The organism is Neobacillus sp. (assembly GCF_031988165.1).
In the GTDB taxonomy this organism is placed as follows: domain Bacteria; phylum Bacillota; class Bacilli; order Bacillales; family Cytobacillaceae; genus Neobacillus; species Neobacillus rhizosphaerae.
Map to the genome: position 1 here is coordinate 45,946 of NZ_DALZYO010000031.1, position 21,225 is coordinate 67,170.

Consider the following 21,225-nt stretch of genomic DNA (forward strand, 5'->3'; position numbering starts at 1 on the left):
TTTTATTTTTTTAAAAAAAATCAAAAATACAATTGAAAATACTTCTCAATTATTGGTATGATATAAATGAAAATGATTATCATTATTATTCGGGGGTATACATAAATATGAAATTAATAAAACTGTCTGGAATTTTATTATTATCTAGTAGCCTACTATTTGGATGTGCCAATACGGATACAACTTCCACAACAGAAAAAGAAAAAACAACAAAGAATGTTGCAGCCGATGCTCTAAAAGGGGTAACGGATGAATACCGTAAGTATGCAATCGGAGAAATTGAGGAATTTGTAAAAGCAACGGAAGCATTTACGACAGCCGTTAAAAACGGTGAAATCGATAAAGCAAAAGCACTATATGGACCAGCGCGAATGCACTATGAACGAGCAGAGCCAATTGCCGAAGTGTTTGGAGACCTTGACCCTAAGATTGATGCACGTGAAGGGGATGTACCGGAAGCAGAATGGGGCGGCTATCACCGAATTGAAAAAGGATTATGGGACGAAAACACAACAAAGGGATATGAACAGTATGCTGAGCAGCTGATGAAGGATGTGAATCTCCTTCGGGCTAAGGTAGATACCGTTGAAGTCACACCGGATATGTTAATTACGGGAGCAGTCGACCTCTTAAATGAAGTATCTACTTCAAAAGTGACAGGGGAAGAGGATCGTTATTCCCATACCGATTTATATGATTTTGTCGCGAATGTCCAGGGGGCAGAAAAGATTTATCAGCTTTTAAATCCAGCATTGAAGGAAAAAGATACGGAGCTTTCCAAGGAAATTGGAGCCCGCTTTGATGAAGTTTATAGCTTGTTAAACAAGCATAAAAAAGATGACGGCTATAAATCTTATACTGATTTGTCAAAAGAAGAAGTAAAAGAGTTAAGCCAAGCTATTGATGCACTAGCTGAACCGCTTTCTCAAATAGGAATTGTAACGGAGGCGTCCTAATATGGCGAAGAATGAAAGCAGCTCAGATTCTCAAGGAACGATATCACGAAGGGATATGTTAAAAACAGCCGGGGTTGGCGGCATAGGTGTGCTTATTGGGGCTTCAGGTTTAGGTGGCTTGATGTCTATCACAGAAAGTAAGGCCTCCAGCACAGGGGCGAAAGAGGTTGTTTCGTATTACGGAAAACATCAAGCCGGAATTACTACAAAAACGCAAAATAATGTTTACTTCGTCGCATTAGATGTGACAACTTCCAAAAAAGAAGACTTAGTGAAGCTATTTAAAGAGTGGACAATGGCGGCAGCCTTAATGTCAGAGGGGAAGCCTGTTGGAGAGCTTTCCAGTAATGAATTCCTTCCGCCAAAGGATACGGGGGAGGCTGCTGGTCTTTCAGCTTCCAATTTAACGATTACCTTTGGTGTTGGACCAAGTCTTTTTGTTAAGGATAATCAAGACCGGTTTGGTATAAAACAAAAACAGCCGAAAGAATTAGCCGATCTTCCTAAGTTCCCGCTTGATGCATTGGAAGAGGAATGGTCAGGAGGAGATCTATGTATTCAAGCTTGTGCAGATGATTCACAGGTGGCTTTTCATGCAGTAAGAAACTTGATTCGAATCGCAAGGGGCAAGGCTATTTTGAGATGGGCACAGCCAGGGTTTCAGCGGACAAAGCAGGCTGATGCAAAAGAGGGTACACCAAGAAACTTGTTTGGCTTTAAAGATGGAACGGTAAATCCCGATGTGAAAAACGAAAACCAGGTAAATGAGCATGTCTGGGTTCAGCAAGGTGATGGCCCAAACTGGCTGGCAGGTGGAAGTTATCTAGTCGTACGAAGAATCCAAATGTTTATCGAAGTCTGGGATCGTACTAATTTAAAGGAACAGGAAGCCACATTTGGCCGATACCGTGCCAGCGGGGCACCACTTGGACAAAAAGATGAATTTGAAAAACTTGATTTGAAACATAAACAAGCAAATGGCAGCTATTCAATCCCTGGTGATTCTCATACACGATTATCGCATGGCAATGGTTCTGAGCAAATTCTCCGCAGGGCCTATTCTTACTCCAATGGAATGGATCCGAAAACAGGGAGCTTTGATGCAGGGTTACTCTTCTTATGTTTCCAGCGGACGCCAAGTAAGCAATTTATTCCGATTCAAAAGAGACTCTCGGAAATGGATAAGCTGAATGAGTATACTTCACATCGTGGCAGTGCTATGTTTGCATGTTTACCAGGAACAAAACAGGGCGGTTTTATAGGAGAGACACTTTTTAACTAGTGTTTTTCCTTTCATAGAGGAGAGAGACAAATGCAACGTATGATTAAGATTGGGAAGCCATTTATTTTAATGATCACGTTATTCGTTTTGTTACAAACAGTTCAGCCAGTAGCTGCAGCAGAAAATCATGATGAGCTTTTCGTCCTTATTGGCGATAGTTTGATGAAAGCAAAGGATGGGGAACAGACCATTGTAGCGAAAAACATGGAACAGTTTGCAAACGAATGGAAGTCAATAAAGAAAGCTGATAGTAAACAGGCAATTAGGGTTGACAAGCAACTAAAAGAGGTTCAAAGATTATTAGCCAAAGATAATATAGAAAAAGAGGCACTATCAAAAAGTCTTTCCTTCCTTTCAAGTGCAGTTGTACTGTATGACAAAGAACAAAACCCCGCAGATAAAGCAAAAGGCAAGGAGCAAGTAAAGCAGCTAATTCCATCAATCAACCATTTTAAAGAATCGCTTAATAAAGAAAATGATGCGGGTTTAAAGGCTCAATATCAAAAATTGCTGAATCAATGGACAGCTTCGGAAAAAATAGTCCATGATGAAAGTATTGCTTCATATGGAAACATTGAAAAATACATGGCACTGATTCGCATTGCTATTACACAGGAACCGGCAGATATGGAAAAGGCCAAGCAAAACATAGACCAATTGACAGTTGAGGTAGAAAACTATTTGGCTGGAAATGGTTCGAAACAGCTCAAAGGGGACTACTCGCTAACCGACCTATCCACATTGTTAAGCAAAGCAGAAAAGCTAATTTCACAAAAGGATTACAAAAGTGCGAGTGATCAATTAAATGAAATCCTAACAATATGGCCAATGGTCGAAGGGGATGTTCAGACAAGGGATAGCAAGCTTTATAGTGATATTGAAACAAAGATTCCAACCGCTATTAGTCTCTTAAATTCAAAGAATGTGAAGGCCGAGAAAGCTAGCGCCATTGTTAATGAAATAAGTTCAAGGCTCGCTCCGTTAATGAGCAAAACCAATTATTCTTTATGGGATGCAGCGCTTATTTTATTACGTGAAGGATTAGAAGGTCTATTAATTGTCGTGACATTAATTGCCTTTTTGAAAAAAATGGGCCAATCATCAAGACAAAAGTGGATTTGGTTTGGGGTGGTCGCGGGTATTATCGCCAGTGCCATTCTTGCTATTATCATTAACATTGTATTTTCACAAATCGTGGCAGCTTCAAGCAGAGAATATATCGAGGGATTAGTCGGTGTTATCGCGGTAGTGATGATGCTGACAATAGGGGCGTGGCTTCATAATAAGTCGAGTATCGTTCAGTGGAATAAATACATTAATCAGCAAATGCAACAGGCAATTGCCAAAGGAAGCCTCCTCTCCTTTAGCTTGATAAGTTTTCTTTCTGTTTTCCGTGAAGGGGCAGAAACGATTATCTTCTATGCTGGTATTACCCCCTATATTAGTTTAATGCAGCTGGTTCTTGGTATTATATTAGCGATTATCATTTTAGTCATCGTTGGTTTTGTCATCATTCATTACAGTGTAAAAATACCGATTCGCTTATTTTTTAAAGCTGCGACGATATTAATTTACTTTTTGTCATTTAAGATTCTTGGCATCAGTATACATGCCTTGCAGATTTCAAAAATGATTTCGACCTCTACGGTTGATGCTTTTCCATTTATTGACTGGCTCGGGCTATATCCAACTTGGGAAACCTCGCTTGCCCAATTACTATTACTAGCAGTGATTGGTTTCATGACCATCTTAGTAAAAAAACACGATGGAAAACAGATCAGCACGACAAAGGTGGAAAAGGGCTAATGCAGCCCTTTTTTTCGTTGGATGAAAATTTTCCCTACTATTCACGGTACTTGTCTCATAGATTAATAAAAGTGAGAGAGGAAAAGAGGGAATTAGAAAGTGGCTATTTACTACAGAGGGATTTTCTTTTTAGCGGGGTCTGCTTTTTTAGGTGAAGGTATTGAAATCCTGGTGAATATGATCCTTGCTCGCGAGTTGGGGTCCCATGGGTTAGGGCTATATATGTCCATTTTGCCAACGATATTTTTGATTGTCTTGTTATCAAGTTTTGAGCTGCAAGTGTCGATTTCTAAATTCATTGCCGAAAGAGAGGAACGTTATCACCGGAATATTCTCTATCATGCGATTTCGATTACGATTATTTTTACGTGTGGCCTATTTTTATTAGCCACCTTGATAATTCCCTTTATTCCGGTTTTCAATACGTATCATCCCTATGTTAGATGGTTCGTCATGATTCTTATTCCCGTCATTTCTTTTACTTCTGTTGCCAGAGGGTATTTCATGGGGAAGCAGCAGATGGGGAAAATTGCGGTATCCAACTTTTTAAGGAAAGTGATTCAGCTTGGGGGATTGTTTGTCTTGTTTCGCTTCTTTGCCTTTGATGCAGAGGAAGCATTGTTAATCGCCATTGGCACATTGATTGGCAGTGAAATTGTCGTGTTCCTTTATTTAATCTACATGTTTATTATTCAATTTCAACAATTAAAACGACAGCCGTTTTCCAATATGAATCGGAAGGTAGTTCGGAAGAGTTTAATGGCGGTATCCATTCCAACAACAGGTTTACGCTTGTTTTCAGCGTTCACGGGTGCGATTCAGCCATTCGTAATTAAGGCGGCTTTGGTACACTCTGGAATGACCGGCGTACTCGCAACCGAGCAATTTGGGATGCTGATGGGAGTAGCTATATCAATTGGCTTCTTCCCGGCATTTATTGCCCACTCGTTAATGATTGTCCTCATTCCAGCCGTGTCGAAAACCTATTCTCAAAAGGATTATTCAACCTTGCAAAAAATGCTTCAGCAGGTAATGAAGCTTACCCTTGTATATGGCATTGCAGCCGTCACCCTTTTCTACTTCTTTGCACCTGAACTTACGTCGTTATTTTTTAAAACCGGAACATCGGCAGTTTTCCTCCAATTACTTTGGCCATTTTTCTTATTTCACTTTTTTATCATGCCGATGCAGGCTTTTTTGATCGGCCTTGACTTGATAAAGGAGGCATTTATTCATATCATTTGGTCGACTATCATCTCTTTTTCGCTCATCCTCTGGCTTGGTTCCTCACCGGAATGGAGAATGAATGGCGTTATTATTGGGATGAATACTGGCTCGGTTTTATTAGCGCTTATGCATTATTTAACGATTTGTAAGAAGATTGGTGTTTCCCTTTTTATGAAAGGCATGATTCAAAAAGCAACGGAGTGATCAGGAATAAAAAAATGCTTGGAGAGTGTAGGGGATGAGCAAGTCCTTTCCGTCTATTAATATGAAGATTATTTTTACAGAAGGGAAGGATAATTAAAATGCGTGAAGGATTTACACAATCATTTGAAGAATTAGTGAATGAATATGGAACTTCCATTTTTAAATATATTTTTTCGTTAGTCAAACACAAAGAACTTGCGGAGGATCTTTATCAGGAAGTTTTACTATCTGCCTATTTAGCATATCCTTCAATAAAGGAGCAAAGTAAATACAAAAGTTGGCTTTATACGGTTGCCGTTAATAAATGCCGAGATTATTGGCGGAAAGAAAATAAGTCAAAGGATTTTTGGAAGGAAGGGGTTTATTCGTATTCAGTATCGTTTGAACCCGCTTCTATTCCTGAAGAGGAAGTCCTACATAAATTTTCTGCGGAACAAATGGCTGAAAAGGTTAACCTATTACCCGAAATATATCGCTATCCTATTTATCTTTATTACTATCAGGATTTAACTCTAGTTGAAATAGCGAAACAAAGCGATCTGCCAATGTCGACGGTAAAAACAAGAATGAAACGGGCAAAGGATCGGTTGCGTCCGAAAATGCTGTCACTAGCTTGATGCTCCATCTTCAATATTTTTTGAAAAGGGGAAGATTCAGATGACTGGAAAAGCAACAAAAAGGTCCATGGCACATTTACAGCCATTTATTTCGAAGCAATATTACCATCACTATACGCCAATCGACCATGCCGTTTGGCGGTTCGTCATGAAGCAAAATCATTATTTCTTGAAAAAGATTGCCCATCCTGCTTATGTCAATGGTTTAGTAGATTCAGGAATCAAAACCGAATCCATTCCGAAAGTAGATGACATGAATACGAGTCTAGCAAAAGTCGGCTGGGGGGCTGTGACCATCGATGGGTTAATCCCGGGCTCTGCCTTTTATGGTTTTTTAGCTAATCGCATTTTACCGATAGCAACGGAAATAAGGAAAATCCAAAATATTGCCTATACACCTGCACCTGATATGATCCATGAGGCAGCAGGACACGCTCCAATATTATTAGATGAATCGTACCGTGAATTTGTTAGGAAAATTGGCGAAATGGGTGCCAAGTCGATTTCAAGTAAGGAAAAGTTGGACGTATTTAAAGCGGTCCGCCATTTAACGATTGTTGCTGAGGATCCACATTCGACTCAAATGCAGGTGAAAGAGGCAGAAAGGCAAGTGGCTGAAGCGCGAAAGAAGGTTAAAGGTCTATCAGAAGCCGATCAAGTGTCACGGCTATTTTGGTGGACAGTGGAATATGGATTAATTGGCGAGCTGGAAAGTCCAAAAATTTATGGGGCCGGTTTACTTTCGTCGGTAGGAGAAAGCCAAAGCTGCTTAGCGGATGATGTCAAGAAAATTCCTTTTTCTGTTGAAGAGTGCGTGATGACCCCATATGATGTTACCAAGCCACAGCCGCAATTATTTGTTTGTAAAAACTTTGAGGAATTAGTAGCGGCCATCGATCACTTTGCTTCTACCATGGCATTTCGAAAAGGCGGAACGGAAAGTCTTGATAAAGCACTACATTCTGATAGTCTAGCAACAATGGCATTTTCTTCTGATTTGCAAGTAACCGGCACATTAGCTGCAATTGTAAAGGATGGAAACGGGGAAGCTGTTTATTTCCGTACAAAAGGTCCGACGGCATTAGCGATCGAAAATAAGCAATTGCCGGGGCACGGTAGAGAAACCCATCGTAAGGGATTTGGAACGCCAATAGGCCGATTAGAAGGTAATATTATTCTAGAAGATTGCTCAAAAGAACAATTACGGGATTTTGGGATTATCGAAGGAAAGGATGTCCATTTAACCTTCCAAAGTGGAGTGAAGGTTGAGGGAATCGTTACTAACATTTTGTTGTCCACAGAAAAGCCAATCATCATCTCGTTTAAGGACTGCCTAGTGACATACAGAGATCAGGTCCTTTTTGATCCGTCTTGGGGGACGTATGATATGGCAGTTGGTGCAGGCATTACTTCTGTATATGCTGGTGCTGCAGATACAGATGCCTATTTTGAGTTCGAGCCAAAAGAAGAAATAGAGGAAATATCGGTGCAGCAGAGTTGGAATGAATTAGAGAATCTATACGAAGAAATACGCAACTTGCGCGAGGGTGCTAAATGGAATGAACATAGTTTATTCCAAGTTAATGATGTTTTAGCCGTTTTAGAAGACCAATATCCTAGTGAATGGTTATTACGGCTGGAAATAATAGAGCTATATCAGATGCATGATGAAAATAGTCCTAATCTTGCTCTTCTCGTAGAGAGGCTGCAGAACACTGACTGGGAACCTTCTGTTAAACAAATGATCCAACGCGGGTTAACCTTAATTCATAACAGTTGAAAAAAGGAGCTTGGAAATCGAGGGCACTGAAAAAGTACCTATTAAATTAAAGGCACTTTTAAACTTGGTTGTTGATTTGCTCTCCAGGAGCTTCGCTTTCCGCAGGAGCCTCGCGCCTTCCGCTCCAATCAACAGTGTTAAAAAATCAACAATGACCTTTAACATATCCAAAGGAAAAAAGGTATAATACCTCATATTCAGAGGGAATTATACCTTTTTTCCTTTATTATTATCGGCTCAATTTCAAACGGGTGGATACTATGATACAAAATCAACAATCAATGATTTTCAGTCCATATATGGATATTTGTGAGTTAGTTGTTCCGAAAGATAATCTTTTGAGTAAACTTAACGACTACGTTATACCAACTTCCTTATATTTTCTCATCAAACTATTTATCCAAAAACAACGTTTATAGCATTCTTTTGATTAAACTTTATTTTGAGCCAACAAATAGCTAGAATCCAACTAGTATGTTTTACAAACTAGTTGTTGTATGATACAGTATGTTTAACTAGTATGCATTACAAATTAGTGAGGTGAGTAAATGAAGGAGACGCAATTATTAAAGGGCGTACTTGAAGGTTGTGTGCTATCTATTATTAAAAAACAACAAGTATACGGTTATGAACTTGTACAAATGATGCGTAATTATGGGTTTACAACAATAGTAGGTGGAACGATTTATCCTCTACTGCAAAAGTTAGAAAAACAAGGGCTAATTAAAAGTAACGAGCTCGCTTCACCAGATGGACCCAATCGAAAATACTTCTTTATTACACCTGAAGGAGAAGAACAATTAGAGGGTTTTGAAGAACAATGGAGTTCATTGATTGTAAAAGTGAATCGGATTTTGGAAAGTGGAGAGTGAATGGGATGAAAAATGATGTAGCTAAACAATTAGTGGAGCAAAATAACAATCTTAGAGAACAGCTATCCCCAGAAAATAAAGTGTACTATGAAGATATTCTGGTGTATATGCGAACATTTGGATTTTTCTATGAAGAATTAGAAACAGAACGACATTTAATGACGATATTACAAGATATTTTAGAAGCGCAAAAGCATGATGAATCGGCAGAAGAGTATTTCGGTAAAAATCCGAAAGAAGTCGTCGATCAACTGACAAAGCAATTTGATAAACCTTCATGGAAATCGATTTTTAAAATAAGTGGTTGGATTTTTTTAATCAGTACGTTTTATACCATTGTCGGTAGTTTTACAGCACCAACATTACAAGTAAATGTATTTGTTATATTGTTGAATGGGATTTTTTCAGTTGCATTGGTTTATGGCGTCCTTAAATTGTTACATCTGAGTATTTATATAAAAAAACAATTACCTAGGTTAATTAAATTTTTCGTAGTTTGGATAATGGCAATGATTCCATTTTGCTTATTTTTCCTTATTCAGCTTTATACACCGAAACAAGGTATTGTAAAAATTGGTGCCCCATTTGATTGGATTGCCATTCTTGTTATATTAATCATGGCAATTGTTTATGTTATATTCAAAAAGAAACGAGAATTCTATGGAGGTCTTATTTTCGTTATCACTTTGGGGATTTTTGGTTTATTATTAAGGATTCCACAAACGAAGGAATTTTTCCAAGATGGTAAAAACCCAACTTTTGCCGTTCTTGGCATTATTTTAGCTGTTGCGCTCTTTGCAATAGCCCAATGGTTACTACTTCGAAAAATGAAAGATGAAAATTAGCTATGAATAAAATTTGTCCATTTACAATAAAGATGTACCATTTTAACAACCTTTAAATGAATGACAATACGTCAAATTAGAAACGACTCAAAAATCACGTTTTGGATTTTTGAGTCGTTTCTTTGGTTGGTTACATAGAATCTTTTTAAAAAATCCGAAGGATTTTCAGTGCCCTCTGGAAATCCAAGCTCCCTTTAATATTAGTCTTTACTTGAAAGAATCCCTAAAATACGAAGGATACTAATGAATAGGTTAATGAAATCTAAATATAAGTTTAATGCCATCAATGGAACTTCTTCTGCTCTTACACCGTGGTGTTTCATTCGGTTAAAATCAAAGAGAACATAACCACTAAAAACCAAGACACCGATAAAGGAATAAGCAAGCATGGCTGTTGAGCCTAATGGGGAGAAAATATTAAATATTGAAATCGCCACTAATGCAAGTAAGGCCGCAAGCAGAAATCCACCTAAAAAGGAGAAGTTCCTTTTTGATTTTGTTGCGTAAATAGCTACGCCTGTAAAGACAACTGTGGTACTGGCAAATGCCATGACAACTACATTTCCACCTACAGTAGTTAAATAGTGATTTACGATTGGGAACATGGTAATTCCAGAGATAAAGGTAAAAATATAAAGAAATGAATAAGAAATAGCTTTTTTCCGTCTAAAAAGGAAAGCAGACATAATCATAACAAATTCGAGAATGGCTAATGGCATAAATAAACCTTGTGGTACAAAGACTCCAGCCATTGTGCCTAGGAAGGCAATCGCCAAGGAAAGAGCAAACGTCCGTAAGACTGATGGTAAGAATTCCGTAGATGTTTGTGTATACATTTTTTTTCACCTCAAAAATATTTTCTTATTAAAGATATACGAAGAAGTGGTCAAGATGTTTCATTTTTTCTTAAAATATCTCTATCCTCTTTTAATAAATCCCGAATTTCAGCTAAAAGCTCTTCACTACGATCCACTTTAGCAACGACTGGTGCTGGTTCCTGTTTCTTTTTAAAACGATTAAGAAACTTCACAAAGAGGAAAATGGAAAAAGAGATAATAAAGAAATCGACAACTGTTTGAATAAATTGGCCATATTTTAAATCTCCATAGGCAAGTTTACTAAAATCTGCTACCCCGATTATCAATCCAACCAACGGCATAATTACATCGGCGACAAGCGAAGAAACAATTTTTCCAAATGCTCCGCCAATAATGACCCCGACTGCTAAATCAATGACGTTGCCTTTCATGGCAAATTGCTTAAATTCATTCCACATAAATGAATCCTCCAAAATTTTTCTTATTTTCTTAATTGTATATTGTATCCTTTACCAATGTTAAAATGCAATCACAATGTTTTTCAAAAGAAAAAAGAGCAGGTGATTCCTGCTCTTTTATTGGTATGTGTATTAAAACGCCCAGTTTCCGTTTCTAAATACAGGTTCACTTTTTCCATCGGAGGTAATTCCATCGATGTTCATTTCGGCGGAACCAATCATGAAATCAACGTGGGTAATACTTTCATTCAATCCTTTTTCCTTTAGTTCATCAGAGGCCATTTTCTTGCCGCCTTCAATACAGAAAGCATAAGCACTTCCGATTGCTAAATGATTGGAGGCATTTTCATCAAACAAAGTGTTAAAGAAAAGAATATTAGACTGTGAAATAGGTGAGTCAAAAGGAACAAGTGCGACTTCACCAAGATAATGAGAGCCCTCATCTGTTTCGACAAGACGCTTCAATATATCTTCGCCTTCCTCTGCTTTTACCCCAACAATTTTTCCATTTTCAAAGGTAATTGAAAAGCGGTCGATGATATTGCCCCCGTAGCTTAATGGCTTCGTGCTGGCAACTGTTCCATTGACACCCGTTCTTAATGGCACGGTGAAAACTTCCTCAGTCGGCATGTTGGCCATAAACTCAATGCCTTGTTCATTGGTACTGCCAGCACCCACCCAAAGATGTTTTTCCGGAAGCTCAATCGTTAAGTCAGTACCAGGAGCTGTATAATGAAGTTTCTGGTAGCTCTTTTCATTTAAATAACGGACCTTCTCATGAAGGGTTTCATCATGCTTTTTCCAAGCTTCCACGGGATTTTCAACATCTACACGCGTCGCTTTAAAAATCGCTTCCCAAAGCTTGTTTACTTGGGTTTCTACCGGCTCGTCAGGAAATACTTTACTAGCCCAGGCTGGTGCTGCGGCTGCAATCACAGTCCAGCTTACTTTATCCGATTGTATTGCTTTCCGATATTTTGCTAATGCTTTTCCAGCTGCCTTATTGAAGTTGGAAATCCGTTCAGGATCCACACCTTTTAATAAATCAGGGCTAGACGATACAACTGACATAAAGGCTGCCCCTTTTTCTGCAAGGTCTTCTGTTTCTTTAGCACGCCAAATTGGATATTCTTGAAAAGCCTCATCGGGTGCTAAATCGTACTTTGTTCTGTTGACGGTATCATCGTTCCAGTTGACGATGACATTTTGTGCACCAGTTTCATATGCTTTTTTGACAATTAAACGAACAAATTCAGCTGCATCTATAGTTGCGTTAACCACTAATGTTTGACCTTTCTGAACATTGACACCGACCTTGACGGCGAGTTCAGCATATTTCTCAATGTTTTTTTGAAATCCACTCATATGTATATCTCCTTTTTTCAGAATCTTCCTATACATTGTATCGTTTTTAAACGGAAAAAGAAACTGCAAGCTACTGATGGATAGTATGCTTAAAAAAGTCCACAAAAAAACAGTAAAGATAGATTATCTCTACTGCAGCTTGCTACCATATACTTTTATATTAAAATAAACACCTGCGGAAAAGATAACGAGAAATGTAATAATTCCTGACAATGAAGTTGGAGCCATGAATTGCGATAATTCCATTGATTCCACCGCCCTTAGATTATTAAACCTTTACACACTAATTATAATACTTAAAGACCCAAATGTGAACAATTTAGTACAATTATTTATTGAATTATTTAAATTTTTTGAAAATATTTTTTCAAATTAATTAAAGAAAAAAGCACCAAACGGGTGCTTTTTTCAAAATATTAGAATTTATATATTGAACCTTGAAAATTGTAGCGCAAGCTCCCTAGCATTTTTCTAACCTAAACAACTATTTTTTGTTTTTCAAATGTATGAAACATTATCCAATATAATCCCGCACTGACAAGGGCGAGAATGGAGAGGACAAAAAATGTCCATCCATAGCCAATCCAATTTGTCATAGGGATGGAAAGTGGTGCGATGGTCCGAGCGATTGTATAGCGCAAGCTAGCGGCAGCAAAATATTGTCCCCTCATGTGTTCAGGTGCGAGTCTGGACACAAAGCTTTGCTGTAGCCCAGCACCCATTAATTCTGCAAACGTAAAAACAACCATTGCTAAAATAAATCCCCAAATCCACTGGGTTTGACTAAAAAGGATAATCGAAATAGCATAGACGACCGAGGAGAGAACAAATACGTTTCTCTCATAATATTTTCCCATCCACTTCGTTACAACAACAGTCATTAGGGCAACGAGGAAGCCATTTTCAGCAAGCACAATCCCAAATGCCTGCTCACCTTTAACGGCAAATGACCAACTTCCAATGGAAAAAAGGCTTTGATGTTTAACCACTTCCTTAATGTAAACAGGAAATAATAAATCCAATTGCATAAATGTCTGCCCAGCTAAAACACCGGCAAGAATAAATAATAGGAAGGTTTTATCCTTCACAATGAGCGCATAATCCTTAAGTTGACTTTGTAAAAAGTAATACCATTTACCGTCTCGGGAATGAGATGTATTTTGATGAATAGGAGCCGTTTCTCGTGTCCATTTTGCTAGAATCAGTCCTAATAACATACAAACTACTGCGGCTATAAGCAGGAGCTGAAAGCGATAGTGAACATAAAAAATGGCTCCTAAAATGGGTCCAATCACCACAGCAATATTGATGGACGTATAAAAAATCGCAAACACGCTGCTTCGATCCTTTTCCTTCACCACATCAGCCACCATGGCCTGGCTCGCAGGCCAGTAAAACGAACCGAAAACACCGGCAAACGCAAAGGATACAAACCCTACCCATGGAGACTGAAACCAAGGTGAGCTGGCGATGGCAAAGGCTAAGAAGGAAAGCCCCTGACCAAATGAGGAAAGAACCATCATCCGTTTTCGGCCGAAACGATCGGCACAATATCCGCCCATCAAATTCGCAAATACTGAAAATAACTGTGAAAAAACTAATAATAATCCTGCTTTATTTTTACCAAATTCATCCGCAAAATAAATCGCCAGGAAGGGAAAAAACATCCAATACGTAATGTTCATCATTGCTTCCCCAAACAAGCGAACCTTTAAATTTGAATCCCAGTCTCTAATCCTCATGTCATAACTCCGTTTCTCCCTCATTAACCATTACATCATACTATCTTTAATGAGAAAATTACAATAATTATAATTAGGATTCTCACCTTCCAACCTAGTCATGGAGAATAATTGAAGTACTACCAAGCATAGGTAGAATGGGACTTTGATTGGTTCGTTACATTAGATAAAGAAGCAGGAGAAAGGCTCTTAATAACTGAATCCATTAGGTAGGTATGCTATATTTAACTTATGGAAACTCGAAAGGATGTTTAAACATATGGCAAAAAGTGTTGTAATTGCTGAAAAACCTTCTGTCGCACGAGATATTGCACGTGTGCTGAATTGTAATAAAAAAGGAAATGGGTATCTTGAAGGCGATAAATATATCGTTACGTGGGCACTAGGACACCTAGTCACACTTGCTGACCCAGAAAGTTACGATGTGAAATATAAAACATGGAATTTAGAAGATCTACCAATGCTACCTGAGCGATTAAAATTGACAGTCATTAAGCAGACTGGAAAACAGTTTCATGCTGTTAAAAGTGTGCTGACTAGAAATGATGTCAATGAAATAATTGTGGCTACAGACGCAGGGAGAGAGGGGGAACTAGTCGCGCGTTGGATTATTGATAAAGTAAAAGTCAATAAACCAATTAAACGTCTATGGATCTCATCTGTTACAGATAAAGCGATTAAAGATGGCTTTGCAAACTTGAAGCCTGGTAAAGCATATGACAATTTATATGCTTCAGCTGTCGCACGTTCAGAAGCTGACTGGTATATCGGTCTTAATGCAACACGTGCATTAACAACTAGGTTCAATGCCCAACTAAACTGTGGTCGTGTACAAACACCTACTGTTGCAATGATTGCAGCACGTGAGAACGAAATCAAAAACTTTAAAGCACAAACATATTATGGTATCGAAGCCCAAACAACAGACAAATTAAAGTTGACTTGGCAAGATGCGAAAGGTAACGGTCGTAGCTTTGATAAAGAGAAAATCGATGCGATTGTGAAAAAGCTAGGCAAACAAAATGCCATTGTAACGGAAATTGAGAAAAAGCCTAGGAAGTCTTTTTCTCCAGGTCTTTATGACTTAACAGAACTACAACGTGATGCGAATAAAATCTTTGGTTACTCAGCAAAGGAAACGTTAAACATTATGCAAAAGCTGTACGAGCAACATAAAGTTCTAACGTATCCTCGTACTGATTCACGGTTCATCTCTTCAGATATTGTCGGAACGCTGCCAGAACGCTTGAAAGCATGTGGAGTGGGGGAATATCGTTCGTTAGCTAATAAGGTCTTAAACAAGCCGATAAAAATTACAAAAGCATTTGTTGATGACAGTAAAGTATCAGATCACCATGCCATTATTCCAACAGAAAGCTATGTAAACTTCTCAGCCTTCACAGATAAAGAACGCAAAATATATGATTTAGTAGTAAAACGATTCTTAGCGGTATTATTCCCAGCATTCGAGTACGAGCAATTAACGCTTCGTGCGAAAATCGGTGATGAGAACTTCGTTGCAAGAGGAAAAACCATTTTATCGGTTGGTTGGAAAGAAGTATATGAAAATCGCTTTGAAGATGACGATGCAACTGATGATCTGAAAGAACAGATTTTACCTCGCATCGAAAAAGGCGATACCTTAAACGTGAAATTAATCGCACAAACATCAGGTCAAACAACTCCACCTGCACGTTTTAATGAGGCGACATTACTATCGGCAATGGAAAACCCAACGAAGTATATGGACACGCAAAATAAGCAGCTTGCAGAAACGTTAAAATCGACTGGTGGACTAGGTACTGTTGCTACACGTGCTGATATAATTGAAAAGCTATTCAATACATTCTTAATCGAAAAGCACGGCAAAGACATTCATCTTACTTCTAAAGGAAGCCAATTGTTGGATTTAGTTCCTGAAGAGCTAAAATCTCCTACTTTGACAGCGGAGTGGGAACAAAAGCTTGATCAAATTGCACATGGCAAGTTGAAAAAAGAAGTGTTTATCAGTGAAATGAAAAAATACACAAAAGAAATCGTTGCTGAAATTAAAGCAAGTGGTAAAAAATATAAGCACGACAATATTTCCACAAAAACTTGTCCAGACTGTGGAAAACCAATGCTTGAAGTGAACGGAAAAAAAGGTAAAATGCTCGTGTGCCAAGATCGTGAATGTGGACATCGTAAAAATGTCGCACGCGTCACAAATGCACGCTGCCCACAATGCCATAAAAAACTTGAGCTACGTGGTGAAGGTGATGGCCAAATCTTCACATGTAAATGTGGATATCGTGAAAAATTATCTGCTTTCCAAGCACGCCGTAATAAAGAATCTGGTGGTAAAGTGGATAAACGTACTGTACAAAAGTATTTGAAAAACCAGAATAAAGATGAGGAACCTGTGAATAATGCGTTTGCAGATGCATTAAAAGGGTTGAAGTTTGATTAACAACATACTTAAGGGGCTATTCATCAAGATATTCAATCTTGATGAATAGCCCCATTTTTCTCGTTATCGTAGGGAGAACCGCGAAGTACACTAGCCGCTGAGGGAAGAGATGGACGAAGAAAAATTAATTGTCATAATTGAGAAGAGCCAATATCCTTTTATTTATTATCCTGCTAAAGTATTATCGTGTTAAAATTCAGAAAATTTAATTGACAGCAAAGGTTTTCTTCCCATACAATAATTATCAAGAAGAAAGTTTATAGAATAGTTGAATGGAATGATAACTTATGAGGCATTTCCCAAAGACAGTTCAATATTCCGTAGTTTTCATAAAAGAGGCTGGACTCCAAATCTAATCGGATAAGGAATCCAGCCTCTTTCTTTATTGTGATAAAGTGGTAGAGGAGAGGGATAAATATGATCACGCTAACGGGTGGAAGTTTAACTTTAGAGCAAATGAAAGATATTTTGTATCGTAACCAAAAGGTTAACGCTTCTGAAAAGAGTATGGAGGCTGTCTTGAAGAGCCGCGAAGCAGTGGAGAGAATCGTTTCAGAATCAAAAGTTGTTTATGGAATTACAACGGGCTTTGGTAAATTTAGTGATGTCTTGATCGATAAGGATCATGTTCAAGACTTGCAGCTAAATTTAATTCGCTCCCATGCATGCGGGGTGGGAGAACCGTTTCCAGAGGTTGTGGCTAAAGCCATGGTTCTCCTAAGGGCGAACGCCCTTTTAAAGGGCTATTCAGGAATAAGACCGCTTGTCATTGAAAAGCTAATTGATTTAGTAAATAAAGACATTATCCCTGTCATTCCTCAGCAAGGATCGCTTGGTGCAAGTGGTGACTTGGCACCGCTATCCCATCTAGCTTTGGTTTTAATCGGTGAAGGTGAGGTATTTTACAAAGGAACACGCATGGATTCTCTTGATGCGCTTCAGCAAGAAGGAATTTTACCAGTAACCTTGGAGGCGAAGGAAGGACTTGCCCTTATTAACGGTACCCAAGCGATGACAGCAATGGGTGTTGTTGGATATCTTGAAGCGGAACAACTGGCCCATGAAAGTGAGCTCATCGCATCGATGACCATTGAAGGATTAAATGGAATCATTGATGCCTTTGCAGAAGAGGTTCATATAGCTAGGGGCTATCAACAGCAGATTGATACGGCGGCAAGAATCCGTCAGTATTTAAGCGACAGCTTGCTAACAACACAGCAAGGGGAACTAAGGGTTCAGGATGCTTATTCACTCCGTTGTATCCCTCAGGTTCATGGTGCTTCTTGGCAGGCGCTGGATTATGTGAAAGAAAAATTAGAGATTGAAATGAATGCAGCAACAGATAATCCCTTAATTTTTGAAGATGGTGAAAAAGTAATCTCTGGCGGGAACTTCCATGGACAACCAATTGCTTTCGCGATGGATTTTATGAAAATTGCAGTGGCAGAGTTGGCGAATATTTCGGAAAGACGGATTGAACGATTAGTCAATCCCCAATTAAATGACTTACCACCATTTTTAAGCCCTGAACCTGGCCTGCAGTCGGGAGCCATGATTATGCAATATGCGGCAGCTGCACTGGTTTCAGAGAATAAAACGCTCGCACATCCAGCAAGTGTTGATTCGATTCCGTCATCGGCTAATCAGGAGGACCACGTCAGCATGGGAACGATTGCATCGAGACATGCCTATCAAATTATCCAGAATGCAAGACGAGTTCTCGCCATTGAGTTGATTTGTGCGATGCAGGCAGTTGAGATTCGCGGGGTAGATAAGATGGCAACTCATACCAAAGGATTCTATGAAAAAGGACGCGAACAAGTCCTTTCTATTAAACAAGATCGTGTTTTTTCCACAGATATTGAAAAAGCAGCCGAGTGGTTAAAAACAATTGAGTTTTCTCCATTCATTAGAAGTTTAAGTATGGAAAAAGGACAATAATAAGAAACACCATTGAAAAAAGGCGTGGAAAATCTCACGCCTTTTATTCTTCTTCTTCTACCCTATTTTTAAATGCTTCTCGGACGACGAGGAACTCTTCATCCCCAATCGCTTCTTTTGTATGTTTTTCCGTTAAGCTGTTTTTAGGGAAATTCCCAGGATGGTTTTTCTTTTTATGGTTAAAATCTTCTCCACGTGCCATACTCAACACTCCTTTCTTCTATGCAGGTAGCATTCCCGAATTTCACAAAAATCATTACAATTGCTTCCAAAATCTGATTTTATCATTAGTAAAGACTTGCTATAATTATGTTAGTGATTATGGTAAAAAGGAGGCAGTAAAAATGGATTTGTTTCATATTGTCTCAGAAGACCGTATAAAAAAGGGCTACAAGGACGGGGAGTTTGACAATCTTGCAGGTTTTGGGAAACCATTGCAGCTGGAGGATTTGTCTGGAATTCCTGAAGAATTGCGAATGGCCTATAAATTATTGAAAAATGCCGGATACACTCAGGAAGAGGGACGACTCAGGCAGGAAATGACGTCCATAGGGGATTTAATTAACAAATGTGATGACAGTAGTGAAAAGGAAAATCTCCAAAAACAGTTTAACGAAAAACTGCTGCGGTTTAATCAGTTGATGTCAAAACGAGGAGTAAAAACGAATTCCGCGATGTTTAAAAACTATGAACAAAAGGTGCAAAAGAAGTTAAAATAACAAAAAAAGCTGTGCGAGTTGAGAATCTATAAAAGATTACTCTTCGTCAGCTTTTTTTTCTACTTTATCTGGTTTGCACATCCGATCTAAGAGAAAACCAGCAAAGACCATAAACGCAATGGGAATTGAATAATTTAACACATGAATAAAAGTCATTGTCCTACATCACCGCCATCATTATTTAGAATATTAATAATATTTAGTGTATTTATATGTTGTTTACATTATATGCTATTTGTCACAATTTAGACAAATTTATTCGTTATAATAAATAAAAAAGACTTTCAAATTTAATAACAATCCTCCATACAACGCGGATTCGAGCACTCTATTTGATCAAAATAGATGATTTTGGTTTAATCTTCACCAATCCTTACAATATTCTCTAAGAGGATTTTGACAATTTTTATCGTAATAGTTATATAAGCATGGATATTATTGCAATCCTGACTTACTTTAATACGACTCAGAGGAGTGAGCGCGAAAAATGAACAAACAGGAAGCAATAATTTTAGAAGAGAAGAAGGTTCTCTGTATTGGAGGTGCCAATGTAGACCGAAAAATACAGGCGTTAAAACATTTAGAGTATGGTACATCAAACCCTGCCTTAAGCTTGAAATCAAGAGGAGGGGTAGCAAGAAATGTCGCGGAAAACTCAGGGCGTCTTGGACTTAAAACTGCTTTATTAGCAATTATTGGAGCCGACTCTGAAGGAGAGTGGCTGCTGCAAAACACAAAAAATTTCGTAGATATAAACCTTATCGAATTTATTTACGGGAAATCAACCGGGACCTATACAGCTGTGCTGGATATAGATGGAAATATGGCTGTAGCCCTCGCAGACATGGCTATTTACGATGAAGTAGACGAATTCTTTTTTGATAAAAATCTATCTCATATTCAAAACGCAAAAATGATTTTATTAGACACGAATTTTCCTGCCAAAGTGATCAATCAGGTAATTAATAGCTGTAAAAATACGGGTGTACCTATTTGTGTTGCCACTGTGTCTGCACCTAAAACCGCTAAATTGCCAGCGTCACTTGAAGGTGTAACATGGCTGATAGCTAATCATAAAGAAGCTGAGGCTCTTGCAAAATTAGAAATTAATTCAGAAGGAGATTTCTATCGAGCAGCAGAAGTAATTTTGAAAAAGGGTGTTGAAAGGGTTGTTATTACCAGGGGAGAGCAAGGATTAATTTATTTTACTAATCAGGGTGATGCAGGGGCATTAGTCCCTCCAAGTGTTCCGATAATGGATGTAACGGGTGCAGATGATGCCTTGATTGCCGGAATATTATTTGGGTATTTAAATGGTCTCAGCACGGAAGATTCCTGTAAAATTGGCCTTTCATGTTCATTAATTACACTCCAGACGAGTGAAACAGTTAACCCCGATTTAAACCAACAAAAACTACTTGAAACATTTCAAATCTACTTCAGTAAAGGAATTAGCTATCCATAATAAAGAAGGCGGAGGAAGTTGTTCCTAGTATTTCCTCCCCCTTTTCTTCATTGCATATCCGTAATAGTAAAGAATATGGCGATTTTTGTAAAAAAACAGAGTAAAATGCAAGAAAAAGAAGTGTGAAAATTAGAAAAAAATGACAAAATATAACACTTTGTTAAAAAAGGACTAGATATAATAAACATATCATTAAAGATTATGTAGATAGTCCTAGTCGGAAGTGGATAAAAAGGTACATTGTGGATCCAATCGTTGGTTTAGAATCAGAAAAAGGCAAACCTGTTGAAAAACAGTGACGCAAAGCCGAGGGTCTAAGGCAAGTGTTGAGCTTGTTAGGATGGCCGGGCTGCCTGAAATACGAAATGTATTTTTGGGGTGAGAATAATGGTTATTACAGAAAGTGAAGTGGATGTTATCGATCAGGAATGGATGGCACTCATACTAGAAGCAAAAGAACTTGGGCTGTCAATAGAAGAAGTACGTGATTTCTTTAGTAAGCAAGAGGGGAAAAGCTAACCAAGAAGAATAAATAACAAGACTTACATAAAAGTAAAAAAAGCATTCTGCAAAAATTTATTTTTTGTAGAATGCTTTTCTTCATTGTATAGGAAATTATAAATAAATTTAGTGTTGATAACTTGAAATAGTTATCTGAATCCAGCTCCAGCGCCCAGCG

18 protein-coding genes and 1 riboswitch are annotated in these 21,225 nt (G+C 38.3%); of the genes, 13 read left to right on the forward strand and 5 right to left on the reverse strand.

Going from position 1 to position 21,225, the window contains the following annotated elements; genetic code table 11:
* The first annotated feature begins 107 nt into the window (after positions 1-107).
* The 8 genes from efeO (at position 108) to RTR43_RS17900 (ending at position 9,589) form a co-directional block, all read left to right on the forward strand.
* Positions 108-956, forward strand: a complete 849-nt coding sequence (gene efeO / locus RTR43_RS17865) for an iron uptake system protein EfeO (RefSeq protein ID WP_312473579.1) — start codon at positions 108-110, stop codon at positions 954-956.
* 1 nt (position 957) lies between these two features.
* Positions 958-2,238, forward strand: coding sequence for an iron uptake transporter deferrochelatase/peroxidase subunit (efeB, locus tag RTR43_RS17870; protein ID WP_312473580.1), 1,281 nt, complete (start codon positions 958-960; stop codon positions 2,236-2,238).
* A gap of 30 nt (positions 2,239-2,268) precedes the next feature.
* On the forward strand, positions 2,269-4,044 hold the full coding sequence (locus RTR43_RS17875; protein ID WP_312473581.1) for an FTR1 family iron permease: 1,776 nt from the start codon (positions 2,269-2,271) through the stop codon (positions 4,042-4,044).
* A gap of 99 nt (positions 4,045-4,143) precedes the next feature.
* Positions 4,144-5,475, forward strand: coding sequence for a polysaccharide biosynthesis protein (locus RTR43_RS17880; RefSeq protein WP_312473582.1), 1,332 nt, complete (start codon positions 4,144-4,146; stop codon positions 5,473-5,475).
* A gap of 98 nt (positions 5,476-5,573) precedes the next feature.
* On the forward strand, positions 5,574-6,092 hold the full coding sequence (locus tag RTR43_RS17885) for an RNA polymerase sigma factor (RefSeq protein ID WP_312473583.1): 519 nt from the start codon (positions 5,574-5,576) through the stop codon (positions 6,090-6,092).
* A 40-nt stretch (positions 6,093-6,132) separates the two neighbouring features.
* Positions 6,133-7,872, forward strand: coding sequence for an aromatic amino acid hydroxylase (locus RTR43_RS17890; RefSeq protein WP_312473584.1), 1,740 nt, complete (start codon positions 6,133-6,135; stop codon positions 7,870-7,872).
* 548 nt (positions 7,873-8,420) lie between these two features.
* Entirely contained in the window at positions 8,421-8,744 is a 324-nt protein-coding gene (locus RTR43_RS17895) for a PadR family transcriptional regulator (RefSeq protein ID WP_312473585.1), read from the forward strand.
* Between the two features lie 5 nt (positions 8,745-8,749).
* Positions 8,750-9,589 (forward strand): DUF1129 domain-containing protein, encoded by an 840-nt coding sequence (locus RTR43_RS17900; RefSeq protein WP_312473586.1) that lies wholly within the window; start codon positions 8,750-8,752, stop codon positions 9,587-9,589.
* A 200-nt stretch (positions 9,590-9,789) separates the two neighbouring features.
* Here RTR43_RS17900 and RTR43_RS17905 read toward each other — a convergent pair whose 3' ends face one another.
* The 4 genes from RTR43_RS17905 to RTR43_RS17920 all read right to left on the reverse strand — a co-directional run bounded on the left by RTR43_RS17905 (position 9,790) and on the right by RTR43_RS17920 (position 13,972).
* Positions 9,790-10,425, reverse strand: coding sequence for a Bax inhibitor-1/YccA family protein (locus RTR43_RS17905; protein ID WP_248737604.1), 636 nt, complete (start codon positions 10,423-10,425; stop codon positions 9,790-9,792).
* Positions 10,426-10,475: 50 nt separating this feature from the next.
* Positions 10,476-10,865, reverse strand: coding sequence for a large-conductance mechanosensitive channel protein MscL (gene mscL / locus RTR43_RS17910; RefSeq protein ID WP_312473587.1), 390 nt, complete (start codon positions 10,863-10,865; stop codon positions 10,476-10,478).
* A gap of 132 nt (positions 10,866-10,997) precedes the next feature.
* Positions 10,998-12,230, reverse strand: a complete 1,233-nt coding sequence (locus RTR43_RS17915) for an aminopeptidase (protein WP_312473588.1) — start codon at positions 12,228-12,230, stop codon at positions 10,998-11,000.
* Positions 12,231-12,706: 476 nt separating this feature from the next.
* Positions 12,707-13,972 carry an MDR family MFS transporter gene (locus RTR43_RS17920; RefSeq protein WP_312473589.1) on the reverse strand — a complete coding sequence of 422 codons (1,266 nt, stop codon included), beginning with the start codon at positions 13,970-13,972 and terminating at the stop codon, positions 12,707-12,709.
* 259 nt (positions 13,973-14,231) lie between these two features.
* On the opposite strand from RTR43_RS17920, the gene RTR43_RS17925 reads away from it, so the two are divergent.
* A complete protein-coding gene (locus RTR43_RS17925; RefSeq protein WP_312473590.1) occupies positions 14,232-16,421 on the forward strand; it encodes a DNA topoisomerase III in 2,190 nt (729 codons plus the stop codon).
* A 417-nt stretch (positions 16,422-16,838) separates the two neighbouring features.
* A complete protein-coding gene (gene hutH / locus RTR43_RS17930) occupies positions 16,839-18,362 on the forward strand; it encodes a histidine ammonia-lyase (protein ID WP_312473591.1) in 1,524 nt (507 codons plus the stop codon).
* A gap of 43 nt (positions 18,363-18,405) precedes the next feature.
* Here hutH and RTR43_RS17935 read toward each other — a convergent pair whose 3' ends face one another.
* Positions 18,406-18,564, reverse strand: a complete 159-nt coding sequence (locus RTR43_RS17935; protein ID WP_312473592.1) for a hypothetical protein — start codon at positions 18,562-18,564, stop codon at positions 18,406-18,408.
* Positions 18,565-18,706: 142 nt separating this feature from the next.
* Between RTR43_RS17935 and RTR43_RS17940 the strand changes: the two genes are divergently transcribed.
* The 3 genes from RTR43_RS17940 to RTR43_RS17950 all read left to right on the forward strand — a co-directional run bounded on the left by RTR43_RS17940 (position 18,707) and on the right by RTR43_RS17950 (position 21,065).
* Positions 18,707-19,081, forward strand: coding sequence for a DnaJ family domain-containing protein (locus tag RTR43_RS17940; RefSeq protein ID WP_312473593.1), 375 nt, complete (start codon positions 18,707-18,709; stop codon positions 19,079-19,081).
* A 487-nt stretch (positions 19,082-19,568) separates the two neighbouring features.
* Positions 19,569-20,546 (forward strand): carbohydrate kinase family protein, encoded by a 978-nt coding sequence (locus RTR43_RS17945; RefSeq protein WP_312473594.1) that lies wholly within the window; start codon positions 19,569-19,571, stop codon positions 20,544-20,546.
* Between the two features lie 265 nt (positions 20,547-20,811).
* Positions 20,812-20,903, forward strand: a riboswitch (cyclic di-GMP riboswitch).
* Between the two features lie 30 nt (positions 20,904-20,933).
* Positions 20,934-21,065 carry an anti-repressor SinI family protein gene (locus RTR43_RS17950; protein WP_312473595.1) on the forward strand — a complete coding sequence of 44 codons (132 nt, stop codon included), beginning with the start codon at positions 20,934-20,936 and terminating at the stop codon, positions 21,063-21,065.
* Positions 21,066-21,225: the final 160 nt, after the last annotated feature.

Bases quoted from the DNA above. Each gene is read 5' to 3' on its own strand.
- efeO (WP_312473579.1), top strand. From the start codon at position 108: ATGAAATTAATAAAACTGTCTGGAATTTTATTATTATCTAGTAGCCTA.
- efeB (WP_312473580.1), top strand. From the start codon at position 958: ATGGCGAAGAATGAAAGCAGCTCAGATTCTCAAGGAACGATATCACGA.
- RTR43_RS17875 (WP_312473581.1), top strand. From the start codon at position 2,269: ATGCAACGTATGATTAAGATTGGGAAGCCATTTATTTTAATGATCACG.
- RTR43_RS17885 (WP_312473583.1), top strand. From the start codon at position 5,574: ATGCGTGAAGGATTTACACAATCATTTGAAGAATTAGTGAATGAATAT.
- RTR43_RS17890 (WP_312473584.1), top strand. From the start codon at position 6,133: ATGACTGGAAAAGCAACAAAAAGGTCCATGGCACATTTACAGCCATTT.
- RTR43_RS17895 (WP_312473585.1), top strand. From the start codon at position 8,421: ATGAAGGAGACGCAATTATTAAAGGGCGTACTTGAAGGTTGTGTGCTA.
- RTR43_RS17900 (WP_312473586.1), top strand. From the start codon at position 8,750: ATGAAAAATGATGTAGCTAAACAATTAGTGGAGCAAAATAACAATCTT.
- RTR43_RS17905 (WP_248737604.1), bottom strand. From the start codon at position 10,425: ATGTATACACAAACATCTACGGAATTCTTACCATCAGTCTTACGGACG.
- mscL (WP_312473587.1), bottom strand. From the start codon at position 10,865: ATGTGGAATGAATTTAAGCAATTTGCCATGAAAGGCAACGTCATTGAT.
- RTR43_RS17915 (WP_312473588.1), bottom strand. From the start codon at position 12,230: ATGAGTGGATTTCAAAAAAACATTGAGAAATATGCTGAACTCGCCGTC.
- RTR43_RS17920 (WP_312473589.1), bottom strand. From the start codon at position 13,972: ATGAGGATTAGAGACTGGGATTCAAATTTAAAGGTTCGCTTGTTTGGG.
- RTR43_RS17925 (WP_312473590.1), top strand. From the start codon at position 14,232: ATGGCAAAAAGTGTTGTAATTGCTGAAAAACCTTCTGTCGCACGAGAT.
- hutH (WP_312473591.1), top strand. From the start codon at position 16,839: ATGATCACGCTAACGGGTGGAAGTTTAACTTTAGAGCAAATGAAAGAT.
- RTR43_RS17935 (WP_312473592.1), bottom strand. From the start codon at position 18,564: ATGGCACGTGGAGAAGATTTTAACCATAAAAAGAAAAACCATCCTGGG.
- RTR43_RS17940 (WP_312473593.1), top strand. From the start codon at position 18,707: ATGGATTTGTTTCATATTGTCTCAGAAGACCGTATAAAAAAGGGCTAC.
- RTR43_RS17945 (WP_312473594.1), top strand. From the start codon at position 19,569: ATGAACAAACAGGAAGCAATAATTTTAGAAGAGAAGAAGGTTCTCTGT.
- RTR43_RS17950 (WP_312473595.1), top strand. From the start codon at position 20,934: ATGGTTATTACAGAAAGTGAAGTGGATGTTATCGATCAGGAATGGATG.